General features: G+C 74.0%; 1 protein-coding gene. It reads left to right on the top strand.

Features of this window, described 5'->3' with window-relative positions; all coding sequences use genetic code 11:
- Window positions 1-142: 142 nt before the first annotated feature.
- On the top strand, window positions 143-2482 hold a 2340-nt coding region (locus tag ACSNOK_RS32560), incomplete at its 3' end, for an amino acid adenylation domain-containing protein (protein WP_436784394.1).

Raw genomic sequence — 2482 nt, forward strand, 5'->3', positions numbered from 1 at the left:
TCGCTCCACGGCGCGCCCCGGCGGCGTGCGCCCGCGCGACGGACGTCCCGCGCGCCCCGTTCTCTGACCCCGCGGCCCGGCGGCGGCCCCTGGCCCCCCGCCCGCGCGCCGCACACCTCCTGGCACGACGGAGAGCCCACGGATGAAGTCAGCCCCGTACCCGACGACCGCCGCGGAATGGTCCGCCCGCGTCGCAGCAGTGTCGAACGAGCGCTGCGACCTGGAAATGCTCCTCAAGGACGAGTGGCGCAACAGGATCGCCGTCCGGGACGACGACCCCGCCGTCCGGGCCACGGACAGCCGGGAACTGACCCTCGGCGGAGCGGACTTCGCCGCACTGCGCGCGGTACGGCGGGACGGCGGCCCGTCCGCCGCCGCGTTCGCGCTCGCCACGCTGCACAGCGTCATGCGCGCGTACGGGCACGGGAGCCGGACGGTCACGGCGTTCGTCGACGCCACCGGGCCCGAGGGCCCGCGCGGGGCCCGCGTCCTCCCCGTCATCGTCGACCACGAGGAGCAGGCCCGGCTCGGCCGGCACGCGGCCGTCCGCGCGCTCGACGCGGAACTGGGCCGGAAGGGCGCCTTCCTGGCCCCGGACGAGGTGCTGGGCCACGGCCTGTTCGACGCCCACCTGGTGCTCGCGGACCGCGAACTGCCCCTCGCCGAGCTGCCCGCGTCCCCGCTCACCCTCGTCGTCCGCGACACCGGCGACGACCTGCGGTGGACACTCGCGTACGCGGGGGACCTGTTCGAGGGCCCGACGATCAGCGGCGTGCTCGACGTGGTGCGCGAGGTGTGCGGCCAGTACCTCCACGGACCCGAACGGACCGTCGCCGACATCGAACTGGTCTCGCCGGAACAGCGCGAGCGGCTGCGCCGGTGGAACGACACCGACGGCGACTTCCCGGCCGGCAAGCGGCTCGACGACCTCGTCGACGAGGCGATCCGGCGGTGGCCCGACCACGAGGCCGTCGTCTTCGGCGACACCCGGGTCACCTACCGCGAGATCGGCGCCCGCGCCGACCTGCTCGCCGACCGGCTGCTCGGCTCCGACCCGGCGGTCCGGCCGGGCGAGCTCGTCGGGCTGTACCTCGACAAGAGCGACCTCGGCGTCGTCGCCACCCTCGGGATCTGGAAGGCCGGCGCGGCCTATGTGCCGATCGACCCCGGCTACCCGGCCGACCGCGTCCGCTTCGCCGTCCGGGACACCGGCCTCGGCGTCGTCGTCACCAACCGGCACCACGCGGCACGCCTCCGGGAGACGCTCGGCCCCGAGCACGCGGACGTCCGCCTCGTCGAGATCGAGACCGTCCTGGACGACAGCGCCGAGGCCACCGCGCCACGGAACGTCCCCCGGCCGCCCCGGGACGCCGGCGACCTCGCGTACGTCACGTACACCTCGGGCACCACCGGCGTCCCGAAGGGCGTCCCCAAGTACCACGAGAGCGTCGTCAACAGCATCACGGACCTCTCCGAGCGCTACGACATGCTGCGCCCCGGCGAGGAGCGCGTCGCGCTCTTCGCCTCGTACGTCTTCGAGCCGCATCTCAGGCAGACCCTGATCGCGCTCGTCAACGGGCAGACGCTGGTGGTCGTACCGGAGGAGGTCCGGCTGGACCCCGACCTGTTCCCGGCCTACATCGCGCGGCACGGGGTGACGTACCTCAACGGCACCGGCTCGGTGCTCCAGCACTTCGACCTGCGCCGCTGCCCGAGCCTGAAGAAGCTGCTGCTGGTCGGCGAGGAGCTGACGGCGGCCGGGCTGCGCAGGCTCCGCCGGACGTTCCCCGGCCGGGTGATCAACGAGTACGCGTTCACGGAGGCGGCGTTCGTCACCGCCGTCAAGGAGTTCGCCCCGGGCGTGACCGAGCGCCGGGACCGCAGCATCGGCCGGCCGGTCCGCAACGTGAAGTGGTACGTACTCAGCCAGAACCTCAAGCAGCTCCCCGTCGGCGCCATCGGCGAGCTGTGGATCGGCGGCTGCGGCGTCGCCCCCGGCTACCTCAACCGCGACGACCTCACCGCCGAACGGTTCCTGCCCAACCCCTTCCGGACGGAGGAGGAACGGGCGCTGGGCCGCAACGCCCGCCTCTACCGCACCGGCGACCTCGCCCGCGTCCTGCCCTCCGGCGAAGTGGAGTTCATGGGGCGCGCCGACTTCCAGCTCAAGCTGAACGGCGTCCGCGTGGAGCCCGGCGAGATCGAGGCGCGCGCCACCGCCTACCCGGGCGTGCGGAAGTGCACGGTCGTCGCGCGCGGCGACGACGAGACCGCCGGGGGCCGGCACCTGGTCGGCTACTACACGACCGAGCCGGGGGCGGAGGTCACCGAGGACGAGCTGCTGGCGTTCCTGGCGGAACGGCTGATCCGCATCATGGTCCCGGCCCGGATGGTCCGCCTCGACGACATCCCGGTCAACGTCAACGGCAAGGTCGACTGGCGGGCCCTGCCCGAGGTGGACGCCGCCCGCCCGGCCCCCGCC

Source organism: Streptomyces sp. URMC 126 (assembly GCF_051386555.1).
In the GTDB taxonomy this organism is placed as follows: Bacteria; Actinomycetota; Actinomycetes; order Streptomycetales; family Streptomycetaceae; genus Streptomyces.